The sequence below is a fragment of the Pedobacter sp. genome, from assembly GCF_046462515.1.
Lineage (GTDB): Bacteria > Bacteroidota > Bacteroidia > Sphingobacteriales > Sphingobacteriaceae > Pedobacter.
This window is the reverse complement of sequence record NZ_JBKGVD010000002.1, coordinates 149,456-170,917: the sequence shown is the minus strand read 5'-3', so window position 1 is coordinate 170,917 and position 21,462 is coordinate 149,456. Positions and strand designations below refer to the sequence as shown.

The 21,462-nt window shown below is 37.7% G+C and carries 23 protein-coding genes and 1 tRNA gene; 5 read left to right on the top strand and 19 right to left on the bottom strand.

What is annotated here, in order from left to right:
- Positions 1 to 19 precede the first annotated feature (19 nt).
- Positions 20 to 565 (bottom strand): GNAT family N-acetyltransferase, encoded by a 546-nt coding sequence (locus tag ACLHG9_RS01615; protein WP_410219782.1) that lies wholly within the window; start codon positions 563 to 565, stop codon positions 20 to 22.
- Entirely contained in the window at positions 562 to 1,470 is a 909-nt protein-coding gene (locus tag ACLHG9_RS01610) for an EamA family transporter (RefSeq protein WP_410219781.1), read from the bottom strand. Before ACLHG9_RS01610 ends, ACLHG9_RS01615 begins: the two co-directional genes overlap by 4 nt.
- Before the next feature lie 95 nt (positions 1,471 to 1,565).
- Between ACLHG9_RS01610 and ACLHG9_RS01605 the strand changes: the two genes are divergently transcribed.
- Complete coding sequence (locus tag ACLHG9_RS01605; protein ID WP_410219780.1) at positions 1,566 to 2,975, top strand: PLP-dependent aminotransferase family protein; 1,410 nt, start codon at positions 1,566 to 1,568, stop codon at positions 2,973 to 2,975.
- On the opposite strand, the gene ACLHG9_RS01600 is transcribed toward ACLHG9_RS01605, so the two are convergent.
- The 7 genes from ACLHG9_RS01600 to ACLHG9_RS01570 form a co-directional block, all read right to left on the bottom strand.
- A complete protein-coding gene (locus ACLHG9_RS01600; protein WP_410219779.1) occupies positions 2,959 to 3,678 on the bottom strand; it encodes a type 1 glutamine amidotransferase in 720 nt (239 codons plus the stop codon). The two genes, ACLHG9_RS01605 and ACLHG9_RS01600, sit on opposite strands and share 17 nt — an antisense overlap.
- A 3-nt stretch (positions 3,679 to 3,681) precedes the next feature.
- Positions 3,682 to 4,416 (bottom strand): YggS family pyridoxal phosphate-dependent enzyme, encoded by a 735-nt coding sequence (locus ACLHG9_RS01595; protein ID WP_410219778.1) that lies wholly within the window; start codon positions 4,414 to 4,416, stop codon positions 3,682 to 3,684.
- A 27-nt stretch (positions 4,417 to 4,443) separates the two neighbouring features.
- Positions 4,444 to 4,514: transfer RNA gene (locus ACLHG9_RS01590), tRNA-Ala, on the bottom strand.
- Positions 4,515 to 4,550: 36 nt separating this feature from the next.
- The gene (locus ACLHG9_RS01585) at positions 4,551 to 4,868 is read right to left on the bottom strand and encodes a GNAT family N-acetyltransferase (RefSeq protein WP_410219777.1); all 318 of its coding nucleotides are present in this window, start codon (positions 4,866 to 4,868) and stop codon (positions 4,551 to 4,553) included.
- A 234-nt stretch (positions 4,869 to 5,102) separates the two neighbouring features.
- Positions 5,103 to 5,435, bottom strand: coding sequence for a 2Fe-2S iron-sulfur cluster-binding protein (locus ACLHG9_RS01580; RefSeq protein ID WP_134090139.1), 333 nt, complete (start codon positions 5,433 to 5,435; stop codon positions 5,103 to 5,105).
- Positions 5,436 to 5,503: 68 nt separating this feature from the next.
- On the bottom strand, positions 5,504 to 6,400 hold the full coding sequence (locus ACLHG9_RS01575; protein ID WP_410219776.1) for a dihydrodipicolinate synthase family protein: 897 nt from the start codon (positions 6,398 to 6,400) through the stop codon (positions 5,504 to 5,506).
- 19 nt (positions 6,401 to 6,419) lie between these two features.
- Complete coding sequence (locus ACLHG9_RS01570) at positions 6,420 to 6,920, bottom strand: cupin domain-containing protein (RefSeq protein ID WP_134090141.1); 501 nt, start codon at positions 6,918 to 6,920, stop codon at positions 6,420 to 6,422.
- Positions 6,921 to 7,021: 101 nt separating this feature from the next.
- On the opposite strand from ACLHG9_RS01570, the gene ACLHG9_RS01565 reads away from it, so the two are divergent.
- Positions 7,022 to 8,443 (top strand): PLP-dependent aminotransferase family protein, encoded by a 1,422-nt coding sequence (locus ACLHG9_RS01565; RefSeq protein WP_410219775.1) that lies wholly within the window; start codon positions 7,022 to 7,024, stop codon positions 8,441 to 8,443.
- Between the two features lie 22 nt (positions 8,444 to 8,465).
- Here the strand turns inward: ACLHG9_RS01565 and ACLHG9_RS01560 are convergent, their stop codons facing one another.
- The 5 genes from ACLHG9_RS01560 to ACLHG9_RS01540 all read right to left on the bottom strand — a co-directional run bounded on the left by ACLHG9_RS01560 (position 8,466) and on the right by ACLHG9_RS01540 (position 11,335).
- Entirely contained in the window at positions 8,466 to 8,873 is a 408-nt protein-coding gene (locus ACLHG9_RS01560) for a nucleoside deaminase (protein ID WP_410219774.1), read from the bottom strand.
- A gap of 122 nt (positions 8,874 to 8,995) precedes the next feature.
- Complete coding sequence (locus ACLHG9_RS01555; protein WP_198405687.1) at positions 8,996 to 9,223, bottom strand: hypothetical protein; 228 nt, start codon at positions 9,221 to 9,223, stop codon at positions 8,996 to 8,998.
- Between the two features lie 11 nt (positions 9,224 to 9,234).
- Positions 9,235 to 10,026, bottom strand: a complete 792-nt coding sequence (locus ACLHG9_RS01550) for an inositol monophosphatase family protein (RefSeq protein WP_312068250.1) — start codon at positions 10,024 to 10,026, stop codon at positions 9,235 to 9,237.
- Positions 10,027 to 10,103: 77 nt separating this feature from the next.
- The gene (locus tag ACLHG9_RS01545; protein ID WP_312068252.1) at positions 10,104 to 10,952 is read right to left on the bottom strand and encodes a helix-turn-helix transcriptional regulator; all 849 of its coding nucleotides are present in this window, start codon (positions 10,950 to 10,952) and stop codon (positions 10,104 to 10,106) included.
- Complete coding sequence (locus ACLHG9_RS01540; protein WP_098195177.1) at positions 10,949 to 11,335, bottom strand: winged helix-turn-helix transcriptional regulator; 387 nt, start codon at positions 11,333 to 11,335, stop codon at positions 10,949 to 10,951. Before ACLHG9_RS01540 ends, ACLHG9_RS01545 begins: the two co-directional genes overlap by 4 nt.
- 152 nt (positions 11,336 to 11,487) lie before the next feature.
- Here ACLHG9_RS01540 and ACLHG9_RS01535 point away from each other — a divergent pair, with 152 nt between their 5' ends.
- From ACLHG9_RS01535 to ACLHG9_RS01525, 3 genes are all read left to right on the top strand, one after another.
- The gene (locus ACLHG9_RS01535; protein ID WP_410219773.1) at positions 11,488 to 12,240 is read left to right on the top strand and encodes an SDR family oxidoreductase; all 753 of its coding nucleotides are present in this window, start codon (positions 11,488 to 11,490) and stop codon (positions 12,238 to 12,240) included.
- A 6-nt stretch (positions 12,241 to 12,246) separates the two neighbouring features.
- The gene (locus tag ACLHG9_RS01530) at positions 12,247 to 12,582 is read left to right on the top strand and encodes a hypothetical protein (protein ID WP_410219772.1); all 336 of its coding nucleotides are present in this window, start codon (positions 12,247 to 12,249) and stop codon (positions 12,580 to 12,582) included.
- Positions 12,583 to 12,804: 222 nt separating this feature from the next.
- Positions 12,805 to 16,050, top strand: coding sequence for a DEAD/DEAH box helicase (locus ACLHG9_RS01525; protein ID WP_410219771.1), 3,246 nt, complete (start codon positions 12,805 to 12,807; stop codon positions 16,048 to 16,050).
- Between the two features lie 66 nt (positions 16,051 to 16,116).
- Here ACLHG9_RS01525 and ACLHG9_RS01520 read toward each other — a convergent pair whose 3' ends face one another.
- The 5 genes from ACLHG9_RS01520 to ACLHG9_RS01500 all read right to left on the bottom strand — a co-directional run bounded on the left by ACLHG9_RS01520 (position 16,117) and on the right by ACLHG9_RS01500 (position 21,427).
- Positions 16,117 to 16,350, bottom strand: a complete 234-nt coding sequence (locus tag ACLHG9_RS01520) for a hypothetical protein (protein WP_410219770.1) — start codon at positions 16,348 to 16,350, stop codon at positions 16,117 to 16,119.
- 60 nt (positions 16,351 to 16,410) lie between these two features.
- On the bottom strand, positions 16,411 to 18,909 hold the full coding sequence (locus tag ACLHG9_RS01515; RefSeq protein WP_367915872.1) for a cation-translocating P-type ATPase: 2,499 nt from the start codon (positions 18,907 to 18,909) through the stop codon (positions 16,411 to 16,413).
- Between the two features lie 98 nt (positions 18,910 to 19,007).
- Positions 19,008 to 19,574 (bottom strand): cytochrome b/b6 domain-containing protein, encoded by a 567-nt coding sequence (locus tag ACLHG9_RS01510; RefSeq protein WP_410219769.1) that lies wholly within the window; start codon positions 19,572 to 19,574, stop codon positions 19,008 to 19,010.
- A gap of 4 nt (positions 19,575 to 19,578) precedes the next feature.
- Positions 19,579 to 20,325 (bottom strand): phosphatase PAP2 family protein, encoded by a 747-nt coding sequence (locus ACLHG9_RS01505; protein WP_410219768.1) that lies wholly within the window; start codon positions 20,323 to 20,325, stop codon positions 19,579 to 19,581.
- A 1-nt stretch (position 20,326) separates the two neighbouring features.
- Entirely contained in the window at positions 20,327 to 21,427 is a 1,101-nt protein-coding gene (locus tag ACLHG9_RS01500; RefSeq protein WP_410219767.1) for an efflux RND transporter periplasmic adaptor subunit, read from the bottom strand.
- Positions 21,428 to 21,462 lie beyond the last annotated feature (35 nt).

The window sequence follows — 21,462 nt, the reverse complement described above, 5'->3', positions numbered from 1 at the left end:
TTATGTGTCCTATTTTATTTTAATTATTGTCACATAGAATTTCGCTCAAAAAATTTTTGAGCTTCATTTCAAATAAATTGACTTCAATATTGTTATAGTGTTCCGGCAAATCGCTTGTCGGTGGTAACTGTTTTTTACCTATCCATTCAAATCCTAATTTTTGGTAATAACCGGTCAATGCTTCATTGTTTGCCCAGGTATCTATCCGGATAAATTTCTTCTTATTTTTCCACGCTTCAACCATAGCCCAATCCACCACTTTCTTCGCTATATTTTTTCCTCTGTACGAATTGCGTATCGCCATACGGTGTAAATAAATGGCTTCCTTGCCGTCTTTGTCGTTCCAAATAATAGGTTCGGCTTTTACTATGGAAAATACACCCGCCATTTCATCGTCCTGGTCTAAAACTTTAAAGTGCCTTTTCTCTGTAATTTCATTTTCAATAAATGATTTACTGAAAACAGGCCAACCGTATCCGCTTTGCTGAAATTGATAGGCTCTTGCTTCGCTGTAAATCATTTCCACCTCTGGAATGTCGGCTATAACCGTTCGCTCTATTCTCATTTCTTTGACATTTTCTGATAACCTCTATTGACACAATACACACCGCTTAAAGTAGCGACCAAAGCCAATAAAGTGATACCGGTTAGTTTTTCATTCAGGAATAAAAATCCGAGCATAATGGCAATGAACGGATTGATATAAGCATACAGGGATGAAATGCCTATTGGCAAATGTTTCAGTGCGTACACAAAAGCAGAATACGCAATGACTGAACCCACTACAATCAGGTAAACCAAAGCCCAAATACTGGATGTCGTTACTGTTTTTAACTCTGAATAATCATCCAGAAAAACACTGAATACAAATAAGGCAATACCTCCGGAAAAAAGTTGTAAAGCTGCATTTTGCAATACATTCTTGCTGTTGGGGATTTTGTTTTTTGCAAATACACTTCCTGAAGCCCAAGCCAGACAAGCTCCGAAGGCAATCAACATTCCCGTAAAATAGGCAGGATTGGCAAGGTCTTTCAGGTTGTCCCGAAAAATCAGTACAATACCCAGACAGCCTAATAGCAATCCCACGATAATTAATACATGTGGTTTTCTCCTGTCAAACCCGAACAAATAGCTGATAACAACCACAAAAACAGGAATGAGTGATAAAATCAATGCTGCCAGTCCGCTTGAAATGTAGCGTTCGCACCAACCAATCACACCGTTTCCCAAAGCCACCATTAAAATGCCCGGAACAGATTGACAAAGGAAATCCGATTTATTCATATTCAGATTTCCTGTGAGTTTTAATCCTAAGAGTAAAGTTCCGCCCGCAATCACCTGCCGAATAGCAGCAAACAAAAACGGCGGAAAGGTTTCCACCCCGATACGAATAGCAAAATAAGTCGTTCCCCAAACGATACAAACAATGAAAAGTGCTCCGTAAGCCAGACTGTTTTTATTATTATCCATAGCAATCTGATAAATTATACTGCAAAATAAGGAAGAAAAAACGTATGGTTACAGATACAAATTTTGTAATTTTGCAGGGTACAGTATAAAAAACAATGAAAGAAGTTTTATATCAAAGAATAGCAACGGTTCTTACGGAACAAATCAAAAACGGCACACTGAAAACAGGTGATAAAATGCCGTCATTACGTACGCTGCATAAAGAATACGGTGTGAGTATGAACACAGCCATACAAGCGTATTTGGAGTTGGAAGCCAACGGACTGATTGTTTCCAGACCACAGTCCGGCTATTATGTGAATTACAAGCCTTCCAATTTGTCTGTTCCTTCCGTGAGTAAGCCTGCTAATCGGGCAAAACCTGAAAGTGTAGAAACACTGATTTCCAAAGTGTATTCAACGTTAAGCAATAATGACGTTACCCGGCTTTCTTTGGGTGTTCCCGAAAACGAATTATTGCCTATTGCAAAACTCAATAAAGAGTTGGTCAACGCCATGCGTCATCTCAAAGGAAGCGGTACTGAGTATGAAGAAATTCAGGGAAACAGAAAGCTACGCAGGGATATTGCTCGATTGACTTATACCTGGAACGGAAATTTAAGTGAAGATGATATTATTACGACTTCCGGAGCTATGAATGCCATTTCATTCGGCTTGATGGCTCTTACACAGAAAGGCGATACCATTGCTGTTGAAAGCCCTGTTTATTTCGGCATATTGCAACTGGCAAAAAGCTTGGGATTAAAAGTTGTTGAATTACCAACACATCCTGTTACCGGGATTGAACCTGATGCTCTAAAAAAAGTCCTGTCCAAAATAGAAGTGTGCATTCTGGTTTCTAATTTCAACAATCCGTTGGGAAGCTGTATGCCCGATGAGCATAAAATGGAAGTGGTGAAAATGCTTTCGGAACGAGGTATTCCGCTCATAGAAGATGATTTGTATGGCGATGTGTATTTTGGGAACAGTCGCCCTAAACCTTGTAAGGCATTTGATGAAGAGGGGTTAGTACTTTGGAGTGGTTCTGTTTCCAAAACATTAGCTCCGGGTTATCGTGTGGGCTGGTTAGCACCGGGAAAGTTCAAAGATAAAATCGTTCATCAGAAACTCATTCATACGGTTTCTTCTACAACCATCACACAGGAAGCTATTGCCAACTTCCTTGAAAAAGGCAGGTATGAACATCATCTTAGAAAATTAAGAAGCGAACTACACGCTAATAGTCTGCAATTTGCCAGGGCTATTGCCGAGTACTTTCCGGACGGGACTAAAATCAGCCGTCCGCAAGGCGGATTTATGCTTTGGGTAGAATTGGACAAACGAATCGATACTGCGGAATTATACGACCGGGCTATCCGTCAAAAAATAAGCATTGCTCCGGGCAGGATGTTTTCATTGCAAAACCAGTTTAACAACTGTATGCGGTTAAGCTACGGGCAATGCTGGTCGGAACAGATAGATGACAAGCTGAAACAATTGGGGAGAATTGCTAAAGGGTTGATTTAATCGCGTTTATCCAATTTGAAAGAATTGTATCCATCAGTCTGTTGCATTGAGCAATAGGGCTGTTGTTGTTCAATAATTCATTTTCACTTTGTACATAGGGTAGATTATACAAAAGTTCATCTTTTCCGTTTTCGGTCATTTGCATTAAACTTCCTATAGTTACTTCTAAATGAAATTGTAAGCCGATGATATGTTGATTGTAGTAAAATGCCTGATTGATATTGGCTCCCGAATACAGTAAATTCAGAGTGCTGTCTTGGGGAATTTCAAACTGGTCTCCGTGCCAATGGAATACAACCGGATTATGTTTGAACAGTTCATAAAACCAAGCGATTTGCTTACATTCCTCTGTAGGAAAAACAGGAAACCACCCGATTTCTTTGTTCTTTGCCGAAACTACTTTTGCCCCCAAACAATCGGCAATCAATTGAGCACCTAAGCAAATTCCCAACACATTTTTACCGGATTGGATACACGATTTTATAAATGCTTTTTCTTGTTTCAACCAAGGGAATTGTGTTTCATCATACACGCCCATCGGGCCACCCATTACAATCAACGCATCTATCTTTGAAATATCAGGCAATAGAAAATCTGTTTCAAAAAATTTTGTAGCTGAAATATGATGATGATTCTCTTTTAACCAAGTCTCAATGTGTCCCAATCCCTCAAATGGCACGTGTTGAAAATAATGTACATTCATTGTTTATGCTTTTTGTTCATTCCAATAATAACTATCAGGATAAATGCGCTGTCCGAAAATAGCTGTACCTACCCTTATTATGGTTGCGCCTTCCTCTATGGCTGTTTCCAAATCGCCACTCATTCCCATTGACAATTCTTTCATTTGTATATCAGGAATGTTCAATGCGATAATTTCTTGTTGAATATTTTTCAATAATTTAAAGCATTGTCTCACTTTCTCGGTTTCAGCACTGAATAAACCAATGGTCATCAATCCTTTTATTTTTAGCCTGTCTAATCGGGCAATCTGCTGAACCAAAGCTATGGCATTATCGGGATGCACCCCGAATTTACTTTCTTCATTGGACGTATTGACCTGTACAAGTACATCTATGGTTTTATCTTCATACTCCAAACGTTGCTGTAACTTTTCTGCCAAGTCTATACGGTCAAGCGATTGAATACAGGAAACATCATATTTTAAAACCTCTTTGATTTTATTGGTTTGCAAATGCCCGATGAAATGATTGGTATGTGAAACACCTTTCAATGCTTCATATTTCTCTTTGAGTTCCTGCACTTTGTTTTCTGCTATCAGTGTATGTCCTGCTTGCAATGCAATTTTGATACGTTCGACAGGTACGGTTTTAGTTGCTAATAACAATTTTACTTCATCCGGATTTCTGTTACTTTCCTTGCAGGCATTGTTTATCCGTTCTTGTATGACTGCCATATTTCGCAAGATTTCTTCATTCATACGTTGATGTTTTCTTGGAATATTTTGAGGTCGGAAATGGATTTGAACCATTGTAAAAGATATTGCGTATCCTTGCTTTGCCACTCAGCCATCCGACCAATTGCAGGCGAACCAACGTAGTCCGCCTTTTCTTTTTATTTCCACCAATAGTAATAATTGTGCTTGTCGTCATATTCAAATCCGCAACGTGGATAAAGTTTGTTGCCAATGTCGTTCGTTTTTTCAGTTTCCAACATCAATCCGCAAGCTCCTGTCTCATCACACCACTGTTTGGCCCTGTCTATCAATGCTACCGAAAGTCCTTTACCTCTGTAATCGGGATGAACAAACAAATCGCTCAACAGCCATTGCTTTGCCAATTTGATGTAATGATACAGTTTATATAATTGAACAAAACCAACTGCTTTGCCTTCGGCATAAACCACAAATATATGTGATTGGTCATGGTCCAATCATTCCTTAATGAACTGCTTACACTTTTCATAATCGTTTGTCTGGCGATAGAAAATCCGATAAAGATTGAATAACTCTGCTGTTGTGTCTAAATTGTTAAGACCTACTTTTTTGATACTGTAATCCATTACTCTTCATTATTTTGATTAATGATACAAAAATATTGGATGACAGGATGATATTGATGGTACAGTTTGATGATATATAAGTAGTCCAGAAACATTAAGCAACATTTAAAACTCATCATAGTTTATCTTAATGCTTGTGCTTATGGGAACTGCTACACAAGCCAAAATCAAACCTTGCTGTATATGAGCTTCAGATAGGACAAAATTCCGTTTTAACCGCACTTCGCCCTCCTCCAGTTTGCATACACAAGTGCCACAGGTACCTCTGCAACAGGAATGTGGAGCATCAACTCCGGCATTGAGCATCGCATCAAGCAAAGGTGTCTGTTTGTTCCATTGGATATGTTTTGTATTACCATTCAATGTTAATGTTACTTTCACGTTTTCCGATTGCTCGTTCTGGGATTTGACAGGATTAGTTTCTTCGTTTAAATCCATCTGTTTTACGAAATATTAATATATAAAGCCCGAACGTTCTTTATCACTTTCGGGCTTCGATATTGCATTTAAACAACTACTTCACTTTCAATAGCCGAAAGTATGTTATCCAATTCCGCTATTTCATTTCCACTAAGCGGTTTCAAAGGGCTTTTGAAGCCACCTCCGCCTACTCCCAACAGGTCTAAACCTGCCTTTATGGAACGAGGTAAACCTTTTGCCACAATGAACTTCAATAAATCAAACTGTTTATAAAATATGCTTTGGGCTTTTTCCAAATCGTTTGCCTGAATAGCATCGTAAAGAGCAATATTGAGTTCGGGTATCAGATTAGGAGAGGCAGTACACCAACCTTTGGCACCAGCTGAAAAAGCGGACAGTGCCAACGGATTAGAGCCATTGAAAAACGCTACATCTTCTCCCAATTCTTTTCTCAGATAGTGCATACGCTGCACATCGCCCGAACTTTCTTTGACCATAGTTACATTCGGAATTTCTAACAAACGCTTCAATAAAGCTGGTGACATATCCACACCGCCTGTTGCGGGGTTGTTGTATGCCATTATCGGAATAGAAATTTTGGAAGCAACGGTATCATAGTGCTTCACAATTTCATCATCGGTCAGTTTCCAATAACTCATCGGGATGATCATTACGGCTGTAGCACCTGCTTTTTCAGCAAATTTTGCGTGATAAACGGTTCGCTCGGTTGTAAGGTTTGAAACGCCTACCAATGTCGGTACTCTTCCTGCCACCTGTTGCATAGTTGCCTCGGTGATGGCTTCTTTTTCCTCATCATTGAGGTAAGGCATTACACCTGTACTCCCCAGCGGAGCAATGCCGTGAGAACCTGTTGTAACCAATCGCTCTACTTGTTTTTTGAATAGTGGAATATCAACGTTTTCGTTGTCGTCAAACGGGGTAACCGGGTATGCGATTACGCCTTTAAATGGTACTTTGTTCATTTTTGCCCTGTTTTAAAAGTTAAAAATCTCTTCCTTCTTCTTCACGGAGTGCTACACCTAAGTTTTGCAGTTGTGGTGCATTTTCACAAGCGATGTATTTTGCGGGTTCTGTTTCACTACGGTTTTGGTGCTGATGCCAAGCCCAAGACGGGATGTAAACCGCATCTCCGGCTTCCCACTCCACGATTTCATCCTCTACCCGTGTCCAACCTTTTCCCTCAATGACATACAAAACAGTTTCGTAGGTATGGCGGTGCAAGTGTGTTTTCTGTCCAGGCAACAGTCCGCCAATGGTCATACTTACATTTTTACTTGGCAAGTCCACAAAGAAAACCGGGTGCTTTCTTTCTTCGGAAAATTGATTGTGCACACCTGCATTTTCAACGTTTTTGTGAATGACGTGCGAGGGCTTCACATACGTTGGTCTTGCAAATGTCTGATGAAAGTCTTTCGAGCTGAACTGTTTTTGCTCAGCGTGGATTGATTTTTTTACTTCTGTCGCTGTTTCTAATTTTGACATAATTGAAAATTTTTATGGTTCTGTTGCATTATTGCATTACAAAAGTATTGTACATTTGGACTATCTAAATGATACAGTTTATATAAAAAAAGATAGTCCAGATGTTGAGAAAATGGAATTTTGAACTTCAATTAGATGAAAAATCAGACAAAGCCATTTATTTGCAAATAGCCGATGCCATTATAAAAGACATTCATTCGGGCAGATTAAAACCAGGCGACGCTTTGCCCGGAAGCAGAAATCTTGCACAACTTTTAAAGGTCAATCGGAATACGGTTGTTGAAGCCCTTAATGTATTACTCGTTGAGGGTTGGTTAATTTCCAAAGAAAGACAAGGTACTTTTGTAGCCGATGCACTGCCGGATTTCAAAACAGCAAAAAAAAGCAATCTTGTAACAACCGTAATAAAAGATACGGCAAATAGGCATTATCACATACAATTTGATGATGGGCATCCCGACAGTAAAATTGCCCCCGTTACGGAACTGGCAAGGGCATACCGTCAAATCTTCAACCAAAAAGCAAGGTGGCAGATGATGGGGTACGGTAATGAACTGGGTGATTTGGAATTTAGAAAAGCGATTGTTCAAATGCTGAACCATCAGAGAGGGATGCAGGTGGATAAGCAAAGTATTTGCATTACCCGTGGTAGTCAAATGGCGATGTATTTAACAGCCCAATGTCTATTTACTAAAGGAGATTATGTACTTATTGAAAACCCTGGTTATAAGCCTGCTTGGAAAGCCTTTGAAAATGCCGGTGCAACATTATTGCCTGTAAGCTTAGATAAAGACGGCTTGGTGATTGATGAGGTCATTGCTTATCTGAAATCCGGCAAAAAGATAAAGGCAATCTATGTTACACCGCACCGTCAATATCCCACTACTGTCACATTGAGCCTAAAAAGAAGATTGGAATTGATAAAGTTGTCTAACAAATATGGATTTACGATTATCGAAGATGATTATGATAATGAATTCCATTTTGGTTATCGACCCGTGTTCCCGTTGTCAAGTTTTATAGAACTGAAAAATTATGTTTATATAGGCACAATGAGCAAGGTTGTTGCACCTGCTCTGCGTATCGGTTATTTGGTAAGCAATGATGGGGCTTTGATTGAAAAGGCAGGTAATTTGCGAAAGATTATTGATGTGCAAGGCGATAGTATAATGGAACAGGCGGTTTTGCAACTGGTCAAAGACGGTACGATAAAAAGGCATATCAAAAAGGCGACAAACCACTACAAAGTTAAAAGGGATTTTATGACAACTTTATTGAATAAACATATCAGGAACAAAGCAACTTACGTAATTCCCGAAGGTGGTTTGGCTTTTTGGATTGCACCAAATAAACAAATGGATTGGTTGCAAGTTTCAGAAAAACTAAAAAACAAGGGCATCAAAATTATAACGCCTGATACCTACAGCTTCAATGAAACCATAAACGGTATAAGATTGGGCTATGGCTCGCTTTCTGAAAAAGATTTGGAAGATGGGATTATAGTGTTAGCAAAAATGTTGTGATTTTAGTTTTGGGTTGCCAAGACTAATCGGCATTGTCATTCCACGGTTGGGCAGATATTAAATCTTTGGATTTCCATTCTTCCAAAACAGTCAATGCACTTCTGTCGGGAATATATAAGAAACTAATTTTTCGTTCATTGGCATTTTTTCGTAATTCATCAAATATAAATGTATCATCAAAACCAACTTTAGATGCATCTGTATTAGAGTTTGCATAGTACACTTTACCGATTTTTGCCCAATAAACAGCACTTAAGCACATAGGACAAGGTTCTAATGTAGTGTACATTTGGCAGTCAGATAATTGAAGACTATTAATATTCTTACAAGCCCTTTCAATAGCAACCATTTCGCCGTGTGATGTAGGGTTGACCCGCTCAAATATTTCATTATGTCCCTCTCCGATAATTTCACCATCTCTGACAATCACGCAGCCAATAAAAAGTACTTCCCGACATTCTCTTTCATGATTACCATAATTTTGGAACTAAAGCGCATATTGGGTTAAGAAATCCATATGCATAATTTTATCCATATAAGTATGTTTATGAATTATTCTATTCTCTCACAACTGTAGCCCAAGCCAACCATACAATGGATAATTTTATTCGTTTCTATTTCAGGTTGATTGGCTTCGACTCTCAAAATTTTTTCTTCATCTTCAAGATCAAAGTTGATTTTATAGTTTTGATATAAAGATAAAAGAAAAGCTATCGCTTTATTAGTGTCGTTTTCATTTCGAACGTTAGTTTTAAATATTTCAACTGTTTTAATCTGCATTACTCCGGATGTTAAAAAATACGAATAAGTTCATCACGAATAATTGTGTTGTTCGTTGATAGAATACCTAAATTAGATTTAATACCAAAAGCATTACCTACGGTATCTGTCACTACGCCACCCGCTTCCTCTACGAGCAGGCTTCCTGCCAACCAATCATATATATCATTTCCAAATTCCCAAAACGCTTCCAATCTTCCACATGCTATATATGCCATTTGCAATGAGGCAGGCCCTAAAATTCTTAATGCAAAAGTTTTGGGTATTACTCTTTTCATACTTAAAAGTGTTTTTTCCAATAGTTCTTTTTCTCCGTCATCTCCATATCTATGAAAAGTGCTTACAAACGCTGAATCCAAAGTCTTACGGCTATTTACTTCAATCTTAATTCCATTGAGGAACGCTCCACCCCCTCTTTTAGCGGTAAACAGCTCGTCTTTTTCGGGATAGTAGAGTATGGAAAATTCAGGCTGATTATTTCTCATTAATACTAAAGAAATTACCCATGGGAAGCATCCCTGTAGGAAATGTACAGCACCGTCCAATGCATCACATACCCAATAATCCTTATCCATTCCTTTTTGTTGGGCCACAATGTTAAATTCCGCATCAGCCCATGCAATATCGGGAACAATTTTATTTAAGGCAGTCCTAATTGCATGCTCGGCGAATGAATTGGCTATTTCAAACAATTCGAACATCCGTTCCTTTGAAACACCTTTCTCTTTAGGGACATACTTCTCTTGTAATTCCCGTGCAACATTTTTTATTATTTCTGTTGCTTGCATCTGTAATTGTTCCATTTCTTCTAATATTTTAAATTGATACTGCAAATTTCAATTTAAAGGCTTAGATAAACAGAATACAAAGGAAGGGAAGATTAGGACATATCGCAGAATTGATTGCGAAAATTCATGGGTGAAACTCCAGTGGTGTTTTTAAATAAGCGAGTAAAATAAGATGCTTCGTTGAATCCAAGCTCAAAAGATATTTCCTTGATAGTCAAATTTGTGTGATATAATAAACGTTTTGCTTCAATTATAATAAAATAATGAATCCAAAATGAAGACGTCTTCCCTGTATAGCTTTTAACCATGTCATTGAGATGTGATACAGATATATGAAGTTTCTTGGCATAGAACGCAGGAGACTGGACTTTAAGTGTTTTGCTTAAAAGTACTTTAAAAGAATCGGATATGATTTTCCCCTGTGTTTTAACATTATCATTCTTTCCAATATGTTGTACAGGTAGATTAGCAATGGACTGGAATAGCAAAGCTGTACTCAAGTGGACAATAATCTCTTTAGTGTAAGCTTTTCCCTTGTTTTTAAATTGCTCAAAAAGCAAATCAGCTATACGAAAGAGCTTATCTATTTGTTTATAATCTAATGTAATAACTTGCTGGGTAGGATTTAATGATTGCAACTTACATATGATAACATTTGGTATAAGAAAATTTTCAATATCAATGTTATAACCTTTACAATAACTTATTTCCTCCACATAATGTGTCTGCAAGGGGCTTACGATTATTATTGAGGGAGAAGTTATAGCAATTTTTTCTGATTCAATAACAACTGTTCCCGAACCCTTTAGCAAATATATAAGCGAAAAATAATCTTCTCTATGAACAGAAAATGCTTCTTCCTTTGATGTGTCCAATTTGGAAATTTCAATGCCTGCATAAGCATTTGTGTTTCTCTCGATGGTATGAATTGCCTGCTTCATATTTCAGTATTCATTTTCTTTTCGTGTAGGTTTAATAAGTCCTTTCTATATTGGCTTCCCCATGTTATCATTTCTTCAATCAGTTTACTTAAAGTCTTACCCTGCTTGGAAAGCTGATATTCTACTGTAATAGGTTTTGTTTTTATTTCAGTCCTATGTATTAGTCCATTTAGCTCTAAGTCATGTAATTCTTTTGATAACATTTTTTTTCCAATACCATCAATAGTATGTAAAAGTTCCATAAATCTCATTTTCCCTGTCACCAACAATGTTCCAAGAATAAATATCTTCCATTTGCCACATAAAATGTCAGAAGTATCTTTTATAGCTAATATCCTTGATTTGCATAAAACTTCCTCAGCTATCGTAGTATCTTTTTCCATTGCATTAATTTAATATATAAATCGAAATGTCACTGCAAAAATATTAAAAATAGAAAAGGTATCCTATCGGAAACCGGTTTCATACAAGAAACCCATAGTGATGAAAATATCAATCTATTATAGTTTTGGAATGAAATTAAAACTTAATGATTATGCATTTAGAAAACAAAACAGCCCTAATTACCGGAGGAACAAGCGGTATAGGGTTAGCAACAGCAAAGCTTTTTTTACAAAACGGAGCAAATGTTATCATTGCGGGGCTGGAAACTGCGAAAGCCCGAAAGGAACTCGCTGACTATGATGATAAAAACAAACATTTCTTCATTTACGACACAGCAAAAATGAAGGATATTGAGCAATTGGGAATATTTGTAAAAGATACTTTCTCTAAACTTGACATTGCTTTTCTCAATGCCGGAGTTGCCAGATTCGCACCATTGGAGACAATTTCAGAAAGTTTTTTTGATGAAGTAATGAATATCAATTTTAAGGGTGCATTTTTTACATTACAAAACCTTTCAAAACTATTTTCGGAGAATGCTTCAGTCGTTTTAACAGCATCTGCAGGAATGCACAAAGCTCATTGGGGCTCCAGTATTTATTCCGCATCAAAAGCTTCACTTAGAAGTCTCGCTATATCACTTAGCAATGAATGGGTAAATCGTGGTATTCGTGTAAACGTAGTTAGTCCTGGGACAACAGACTCCCCATTATTACAGAAATTAGGATTGGAAGGTGAAAAATTTCAAGAAATGAAAAATAATTTGATTGCACAGATACCGATGGGAAGGCTTATAAAACCGGAAGAAATTGCAAATGCAGTATTATACCTTGCGTCTTCTGGTTCGGAATCTCAAACTGGTACTGAAATTATTATTGATGGTGGAGCATTTTTTAAAGTCTAATTAATTATGGAAAAAGTTATTTTGGTTTTTGTCAAACTTAAAAAAGATATAGATCGTTCAGCGTTTGAAGCGTTTGAAGAAAAAGTGGCGAAATATAACATTACGCTATCTTCTCACAAAAGTTTTAAAGTGTTACGCACTATTGGTGTCTTGGGAAATGAAACCTTAGAATCTCCTTATGATTATATCGAAATTATAGATATTGTCAGCCTCGAATCTATGTACCAAACAGTAGAAAAGGATGACAAAATAAAAGCTTTTATAGAAGAATTTCAGCAATTCGCAGAGGAATCTCAATTTCTTATCACCGAATATCTGGTCAGTGTAGCTTCTTTACCATAGCCCTTACAGGGCTATGGTAAAGAAGTATTCCGTGATTTGTCCTATTAATCCCCCTATTTCTTTACTTCTCTCTCTATTTTTTTTAGGAACTTTGTTCAATTATTCTATATCAATATTTGTAAGTTACTTATGGCGTTACCAAAAGAGTATATATTATCCGATACAAATATCAGTATACTTTCGGTGTACGATCTGTTAAAGCATACCCAAAACGCAAATTTTATGGACAAGAAAGATTTTGGAAGTATCTTTCCAATCTCTCTCGAACTCAATGCTGGAGTGTTTACCAAAACAGCTTCTGTAGTTGGGTTTCCAAAAGTTGCCGTGAGCCAATTGGGAAACTCACTTATATCATCGTGTTCTTGTGGCAATAATACACCAAAATTATGTGAGCATCAGGCAGAAGTTATACATTGTGTGATTGAACAAAGAAATTTTCGTATTTTCTTTGATAATCTCTTTAGGCATAAAGTTCTATTACAATCTGCTAAGGGGTATGGATTGGAAAGCGAACCGAATTTAGATGCTTACTTTCATTTGAGTTATTCGGATAGTAGGTTACATATTGAACCAAAAGTAAAAGAGCTACTTCAATTTGATGAGCAGGTACTAAAAAACAGTCTCGTTCCCCAGCGGAAATCGGTTGTTAAAAAACTTGCCGTAAAAGACACGGATAAAAGGCAAATATTGGTCATTGGTAGACATCGTTACTACAATCAGCTAAGCTTTCTGTTGATGGAGGCAGATATTACGCAATCAGGTAAAATAAAAAATCCAGTCAACAATATTGAACCAATGCAACTTATCTGGAAAGCTGAGAATCCATTAGAAATCAAATTCTATACAGCTATTGTTAGCTTTCAGAATAAATACAACGAAGATAGCATCGACACAGACCTCGAAGCATTAAAGCTGATTGTAAAAAATCCGTTAGAGTTGGAGGTGTATTACCATGATAGAAATGTTTCAGAAACAATTTCTGCTAAATCGTTGCTTCCTGTTGGTTTAGAAATTTTGAAAGCGGAGGTACAGCTTACCGTTTTTAAAAAGGAACCTTTCTTTGAAATAACTGGAGAACTGGTTTTTAATGATATTAGGCTTTCGTTTAAGAATGTTGTTATCAGAAATGAATATTTTGTTTATCATCATCAAGCATTCCACTTGATAGACAATCCCGACATGTTACGGATCATTAAATTCTTTAAGGAAAAAAATGAAGTTCTATTGATACATGGCACAAAATATAATGAATTTCTACAATCCATACTTGCACCATTAGAACAGCTTGTTCATATAAATTACAGTTATATACGTCCAGCAACTCCTGCACAATTGGCGGAGAAAGAATACAAGACAGAACGCATTATTTATCTGCATCAGGAAGGAAATTTTATATCTATTACGCCGATAATGAAGTATGGAGACATTGAAATTCCCGTTTATTCCCGAAAGCAGGTTTTTGATACAGACCAAAATGGAAACCAATTTAAAATTGAACGTGATAACGAAGCTGAAATACGGCTTACCTCAATGGTATTGGAACAACACGACGATTTTAAAGAACAGATTGAAGGACACGAATATTTCTATTTGCATAAAGACAAGTTCTTAGATGACAAATGGTTTCTAAATGCCTTTGAAATATGGCGTAGTGATGGTATAACCATTCTTGGGTTTAATGAAATAAAAGATAACAAACTCAATCCGCACAGAGCAAAAATAAGTATCGAAGTAAACAGTGGTATTGACTGGTTCAATGCTAAATTAAAAGTTCGGTTCGGACGAAAAAAGGCAACATTGAAGCAGGTACATCGTGCTATCCGCAATAAAAGTAAGTTTGTCAGATTGGATGACGGAACGCAGGGTATTTTGCCCGATGAGTGGATAGAAAAAATCTCACGATATTTTCAGGTTGGTGAAATTGATGAAGATATACTCGCCATTCCTAAAATCAATTTTTCCGAAATATCAGATTTGTTTGAAAAAGAAGTCTTGAGTGCAGAGGTACGGCATGAGATTGATAGCTATAATGAGAAATTTATAAAAGTTAGTAAATTGCCAGACATTGCCGTATCTCCCGATTTAAAAGCAGAATTAAGAGATTATCAAAGAGAGGGACTTAATTGGCTTAACTTTCTTGACGGTTTCAATTTTGGCGGGTGTCTTGCGGATGATATGGGACTTGGAAAAACGCTTCAAATAATTGCATTTATCCTTTCGCAAAGACAAAAATACGGTCATACATCTAATCTTGTTGTTGTTCCGACCTCTCTATTATTTAACTGGCAGGAAGAAATAGCAAAGTTTGCTCCATCTATAAGCGTGTTGCTTCATTATGGAGCTGAAAGGGAAAAAAGTATAGAAAATATGCACGAATATGAGGTCATATTGACAAGTTATGGAATGTTGCTTTCTGACATTCGCTTTCTGAAAACCATGAGATTTAATTATGTTTTTTTAGACGAATCGCAAGCTATCAAAAATCCCAATTCGGAGCGCTACAAATCGGCAAGATTATTACAGTCCCGAAATAAAATTGTACTGACGGGTACTCCGATAGAAAATAACACCTTTGATTTGTACGGACAACTTTCATTTGCTTGCCCTGGGTTATTGGGAAGCAAGCAACATTTTAAAGATATTTATGCCGTGCCGATTGACAAATTCGAATACAGCAAGAGGGCTTTGGAACTGCAACGGAAAATTAAACCTTTTATACTCCGAAGAACAAAAAAGCAAGTAGCCAAAGAACTTCCCGAAAAAACAGAAATGGTTATTTACTGCGATATGAATATTGAACAACGCAAGGTATATGATACCTATGAGCGTGAATTACGTGAATTTATATCAGCAACGAACGATGAAGAGATCCATAAGAACAGTATGCACGTTCTGACGGGTCTTACTAAATTGAGACAGATATGTAATTCGCCTGTATTACTAAAGGAGGGACATTCGGGAGATAATGCGGTAAAAATTGAAGTATTGACAGAACAGATTGAAAATAAATCCAAGGAACATAAAATACTGGTATTCTCTCAATTTGTCGGGATGCTTGACCTAATTAAAGCTGAACTTATTGCACGAAATATTCCTTTTGAATATTTGACAGGTCAGACAAAGGACAGAGGGGCTAAGGTTCAAAACTTCCAAACTAATGAAAATGTACGTGTCTTCCTTATCAGCCTGAAAGCAGGAGGCGTGGGTCTCAACTTAACCGAGGCAGATTATGTCTATCTCGTTGACCCATGGTGGAATCCAGCATCAGAAAACCAAGCTATTGATAGAAGTTATAGAATTGGCCAAACCAAAAATGTAGTTGCAGTACGCTTAATATGCAAGAATACAGTCGAAGAAAAGATTATGAATATGCAAAAGAAAAAAAGTAAACTGGCACAAGATTTAATCACAACGGACAATTCCTTTTTTAATAGTCTTTCTAAAAATGATTTGTTAGATATTTTATAGGTTAAAGACAAATAATAAACCGGACATAATTATATAATGTCCGATTTATCAAACTGTAATTTACCCCTACTGTATCAAATGCTGTAAATCGGGGTCGTTCTTAATCCGCTCCATTTCACTGACAACGATATTCATAACGTCCGCTTTTATCCGCTTGTAATTGCTTTCGATTTCCTGCTTCATATTATCCTCGCCCTGCTCATCCACGAAAGATAAAATCTGCGGTATCTTCTGATAGGCTTTTGTTTCGGAGGCTACCTTGTCATTATCCACTATAATTTCGGCGTATAAGATATTCACGGCATATTTTCCTTTGTGTAGGTTTTAAAAATAATCTCGCATTGCAAAATCATTTCTTTACTATCTTCTTTTTATCCATTTAAACATCTCAAACCACAAAACCGAAGCCGCTGCAATTAGAAATGACAGTCCTAATTCCGGGATGTTCAATCCGGCTACGTGAAAGAAATCGGCAAAAAGTGGTATATACAATATGGCAAAAAGTAATGCCAACGTGGCTCCGATGATAACTGGAAATAAACGGTTTTTGTATTTGAAGCTGTCGAATATACTATAAACGAGAGAGCGGTTCGCCAGGCTCAAAAATATATTGGCAAAAATTAAGGTAGTAAAAACCATTGCTCTTGTAGTTTCTTCGTTGCTTCCCTTTTGAACAGCAAATTGATAAACGAATAATACACCTGCTGTAATTATCAGACCTTGAATAATGCTGATGCTTAATTCTTTCCGGTTCAGAAAGGTTTCTGTCATTTTACGTGGCTTTTGTAACATTGCATTTTTCTCTATCGGTTCGTTTTCATAGACAATGGAACAGGTTGGTCCCATAATGAGCTCCAGAAAAATAACGTGTACCGGCGTAAAAATATGCGGGTAAATCCAACCTAAAAACAAAGGCAGTGAAACGGTCAGAATAATCGGGATATGAATGGAAATGATGTACTGAATGGCTTTTTTGATATTGGCGTAAATCCGTCGCCCTGCAGCAATTCCTGTAATGAGTTTGTCTAAATCATCGTTGGTAATAACCAGTGAAGCTGCTGCTTTGGCTATTTCTGTTCCTTTGTTTCCCATAGCGACACCAATATGAGCGGCTTTCAGTGCAGGGGCATCGTTCACACCATCACCCAACATAGCTACCACTTCTCCGTTTTGCTTCAAAGCGTTTACCATTGCCAGCTTTGCTTCGGGAAACATCCTTGTAAATAAAGTTGTTGTCTTTGAAAGTTCTATCAATTCCGCATCGGAATGATGAATGATTTCAGCACCATTAACAGCCGGAGTATGGTTGATAATCCCAGCTTGACGGGCAATGGCATTTGTGGTGTCAGCATTGTCGCCTGTAATCACTTTTACTTTAATTCCGGCATCGTAAATTTTCCGGAATACCTGCTGGATATTTTTTTTAGGTGGGTCGTAAAATACCGTAAATCCTAAAAAGTCAAAATTGAAATCCTGCTGTTTTTCGGGAAAATTGTTTCCCTTAAAATAACATTTGGCAACCCCTAATATCCGGTAACCTTGTTTGCCAAAATCACTAATATGCTGACGCAGTTTATCTTTTTCGTGTTCCGAAAGATTGGAAACAGCAAGAATGGCTTCGGGAGCACCTTTGGCTGCCACTATTCTTTCGCCTGAATGGTTTTCAAAAAGATGCGTCATCATCGGAGGCTTACCGTCCAACGGATATTCGTGCACCATTTGAAAATCTTTCCGTCGGTCATTCGGTTGAGCTTGCTCATAAATCTGATGCAGTGTTTTTTCCATCGGGTCAAACGGAACGGGTTCGCTGCTCCACATCGCAAAAGCAATGAGTTCGGATAATTCGGGTGCATTGAAACGTTCTTCGTCAAAAACCTGATTGGATTTATAATCGAAAAGGGCTTTCAGTCGCATAGAATTTTCAGTAATTGTTCCGGTTTTATCTGTACAAATTACAGTAGTGCTTCCCAGTGTTTCTACCACGCTGCTTCGCTTGATTATTATACCTTCACGCATTAGTTTCCACGCTCCCAATGCCATAAACGTAGTGAAAGCCACGGGAATTTCTTCCGGTAAAATGGACATTGCCAAAGTTAGCCCGACCAATAGACTTTCTATAATATTACGTGATTGCCAGAAACTGTATGCCCAAACCATCAGAAAAACCACTATTCCAAAAATTGCCATCCATTTTACAAATTTGGTAATCTGGATTTGCAGTGGTGAATGCTCTTCTTTAATCTCCTGAATGGTTTTCCCGATTTTTCCCAGCTTTGTTTCTGAACCGATTTTTTCAACTTTAAAAACCGCAAGTCCTGAAACTGTCAAAGTACCGCTATATATTTTTCTATCTTCAGTATCCTGATTTTTAAACACCGAAAAACTTTCCCCTGTAAGAGAGGCTTCATTTACGGAAAAATCATTACTGTATACTATTTCACCATCGGCATTAATCATTTTTCCTTCTTCAATAATACACAAATCGCCCACCGCAATTTCGCCAGTGGGAATTTGTATTACTTTTGAATTTCGTATAACGGTGCTGAGTGGTTCGTTCAGTTTTTCCAGAGCTTCCAATGCCTTTTTGCTGCGATTGTCCTGATAGAATGAGATGCCTGAAACAGCTATGATTGCTCCCAACATAAAAGCCGCTTCGGAATAATTGCCCACAATCACATAGATAACAGCCACTGCAATGAGTAAAAGCAACATCGGTTCTTTGAGAATAGCCAATAACATATTGTACCAGGTATTCTTTTTTATACTGTCTGCTTGGTTATAGCCAAATTTACTTTGAGAAATTTTTAGCTCTTCTTCCGAAAGACCTGTGAGATGTTTTGGGATATTATAGGTTGTCATATTTTTTAATTTTAGATGATTAGTTTCAAGTATTGAAACTACTTATGGAATAACTAAATTAGTAGGTTACCAATTATTTTTTAATACGAATTATCTATTTAATCTCCGCCAATCATTTTTGACGTTATTCCTTTTTTGAATGTTAATTCTGCTATAACAATTCCTGCAAAGTGTACCAATATAAAAATCGGAAACCAGTATATCGCCAGCTTATGTACGGTTTCCATAGGCTTTTTCAAATCCCCATCGCCCCATTTGAGATAAAATCCTGTAATAGCAGCAATGACTATAAACCAATAAAATAAGATATATATCATCCCTTGCAGACGTGCTTTTATGGACTGTGTTCCGATAAAAGGATTGGGGAAACGAGTTCCTTTCATCAGTATATAAGCAAACCTCATTAAGAAGACAAAAACGATAATATACGCTGTGTATTCGTGCCATTGCCACATAGGGCTAAGGATATCGTTGACTATGGCCATTGTCTGTTCCTTTGTCATTACTCCGGGAGCATCCTGCTCGATAACCGCAACAATGGGCTTTCGACCCATCCATTGCATTCTTAAAAATCCGGTAATAAACAGTACCGTCATTAGAAGCCCCAAAGACCAGTGCAATATTCTATGAGTTACAGTAAACTCTTTCTTAATAATTGTTTTCATTGTTTTAAAATATTTTAATAATTGTAAGTCCAACAGCTTTGGATTGATAGAAAGGAACAACAGACAATGCTTCCCTTTCTTCTTTTGACGAAAACCATTTCGATGTGAAAGGAAACAGCCAATAGGCAATCTCGGTGGACAAGATACCAATACCTGCCCCCGCAACAATATCACCGACCCAATGCTTATCGTTGAATACCCTGTATATTCCTGTCATAGCTGCCAGAGGATACCCTGATATGCTAAGCCAGAAATTACTGTCCTTATATTCCCTGAACATAAAATGGGCTGATGAGAAGGCTGTAGCCGTATGTCCGGACGGGAAAGAAAAATTATTGGAACCATCGGGGCGTTCTTCGCCTACGAATTGTTTTGTGGGCAATACCAATGCTGCAGAGACTAATTGAGACGTAGCATAGATAATGGTTCTGTCTTTAAAATTATGTTTTCCTTTAACTCCGGCAAGATTAAGTCCATATACCGCTGCTGCCGGAGCATATTGCATATAATTGTCTATGGTTGCTCCGGCAATGATATGTTCCCGTGTTTCGTAGCGTGTGGACTGGTTCAATGACTTTAAATCATCAGACATCAAACTCAACGCTCCGTATGAAATCAAAACAGAAGGAACGATCAGTTTCTTTGCCGAAAATTTATACGCTTTATCTTCAATGCTTAATGTGTCTTTGCCTACTGTTTGAGCTTTTAAGCTCAACGCATACAAGAAAGTAATCAATAACAATGGTTTCATCTTAATCTTCTGCTTTATTTTTCAATGCCATTAACAATGTATAGGCTCCTTTTTGGGCGATTTTTTTACCGCTTAAATGGTTTCCGTTGACAATCTCTATCCAGCCATCTCCAGAGGAACCGATTTCTACTGCTGTCATTCTGAAACTGTTCTTTTCCAGCACTTCAAAGACATAATGTTTTCCTTCAAAAGTCACAATGCTTTCCTCCGGAAGTGCTAATGCTTTGATTTCGGGTATGGGAACTTCGGCATTCATATAAAGACCAGGAATAAGTTTTGCGTTGTTTTCCGTGAAATGGGCGTGAACCTCCACCGCCCGGTCTTGGGAAATATTTTTACCGATTAGAATGATTTCGCCTCCATATTTCTTCTCCGGATTGCTGTTGGTGTATGCCGTAAGCGATTGTCCGATGCTGATTTTATCCCAATCTTTTTCAAATACTTTTAGGTTCAGGTGCAAATCTTTCGGATTTACCAGTTCAAACAACACATCCGATGGAGAAACGTATTTGCCTATATTCACAAAAACCTGCGAAACGAAACCGTCAAAAGGTGCATACACAGATGCAGTACGTTTGATGTTGTTCACCGAAACATTGAAGGGATTGATATGGATTAACCACAGTTTTTCTTCCAGTGCCTTTTGGCTGATGAGTAGCGTTTCATAATTGGCTTTTGCCTGCAAATACACTTTATCACTGCTTGCTTTACTCTGGTTCAATTGCTTCTGGCGGTGGTATTCGGCTTCTGCATTTTGCAATTGAGCCTTTGCCGTCAGGTAATCCTGTTGCAGTTGGATGAACTGGTTGTCTTCCATTACAGCGATCACTTCACCTTTTCGGAAGTGCATTCCGGGTAGCAATTTCGTGGATTTTACATATCCGCCCAACGCACTGCTCACCGACACGAGGTTTTGTGGCGGTACCTCCACCATCCCGTTCAGTTTCAGCGTTTTGGTAACGGTTCTTTCTTGTAATTCAACGGTCGTCAGCGAGAATGCTTTTAGCTGTTCGTCCGATAGTTTCAACACATTTTCGGTAGCTTCCGTAGTGTTTTCTTCTGTTGTATTTTCCTTATTTCCGCAACTCCATAACAGGAGCAAAACGAAAATTCCGACTATATTTTTCATTTGAATAA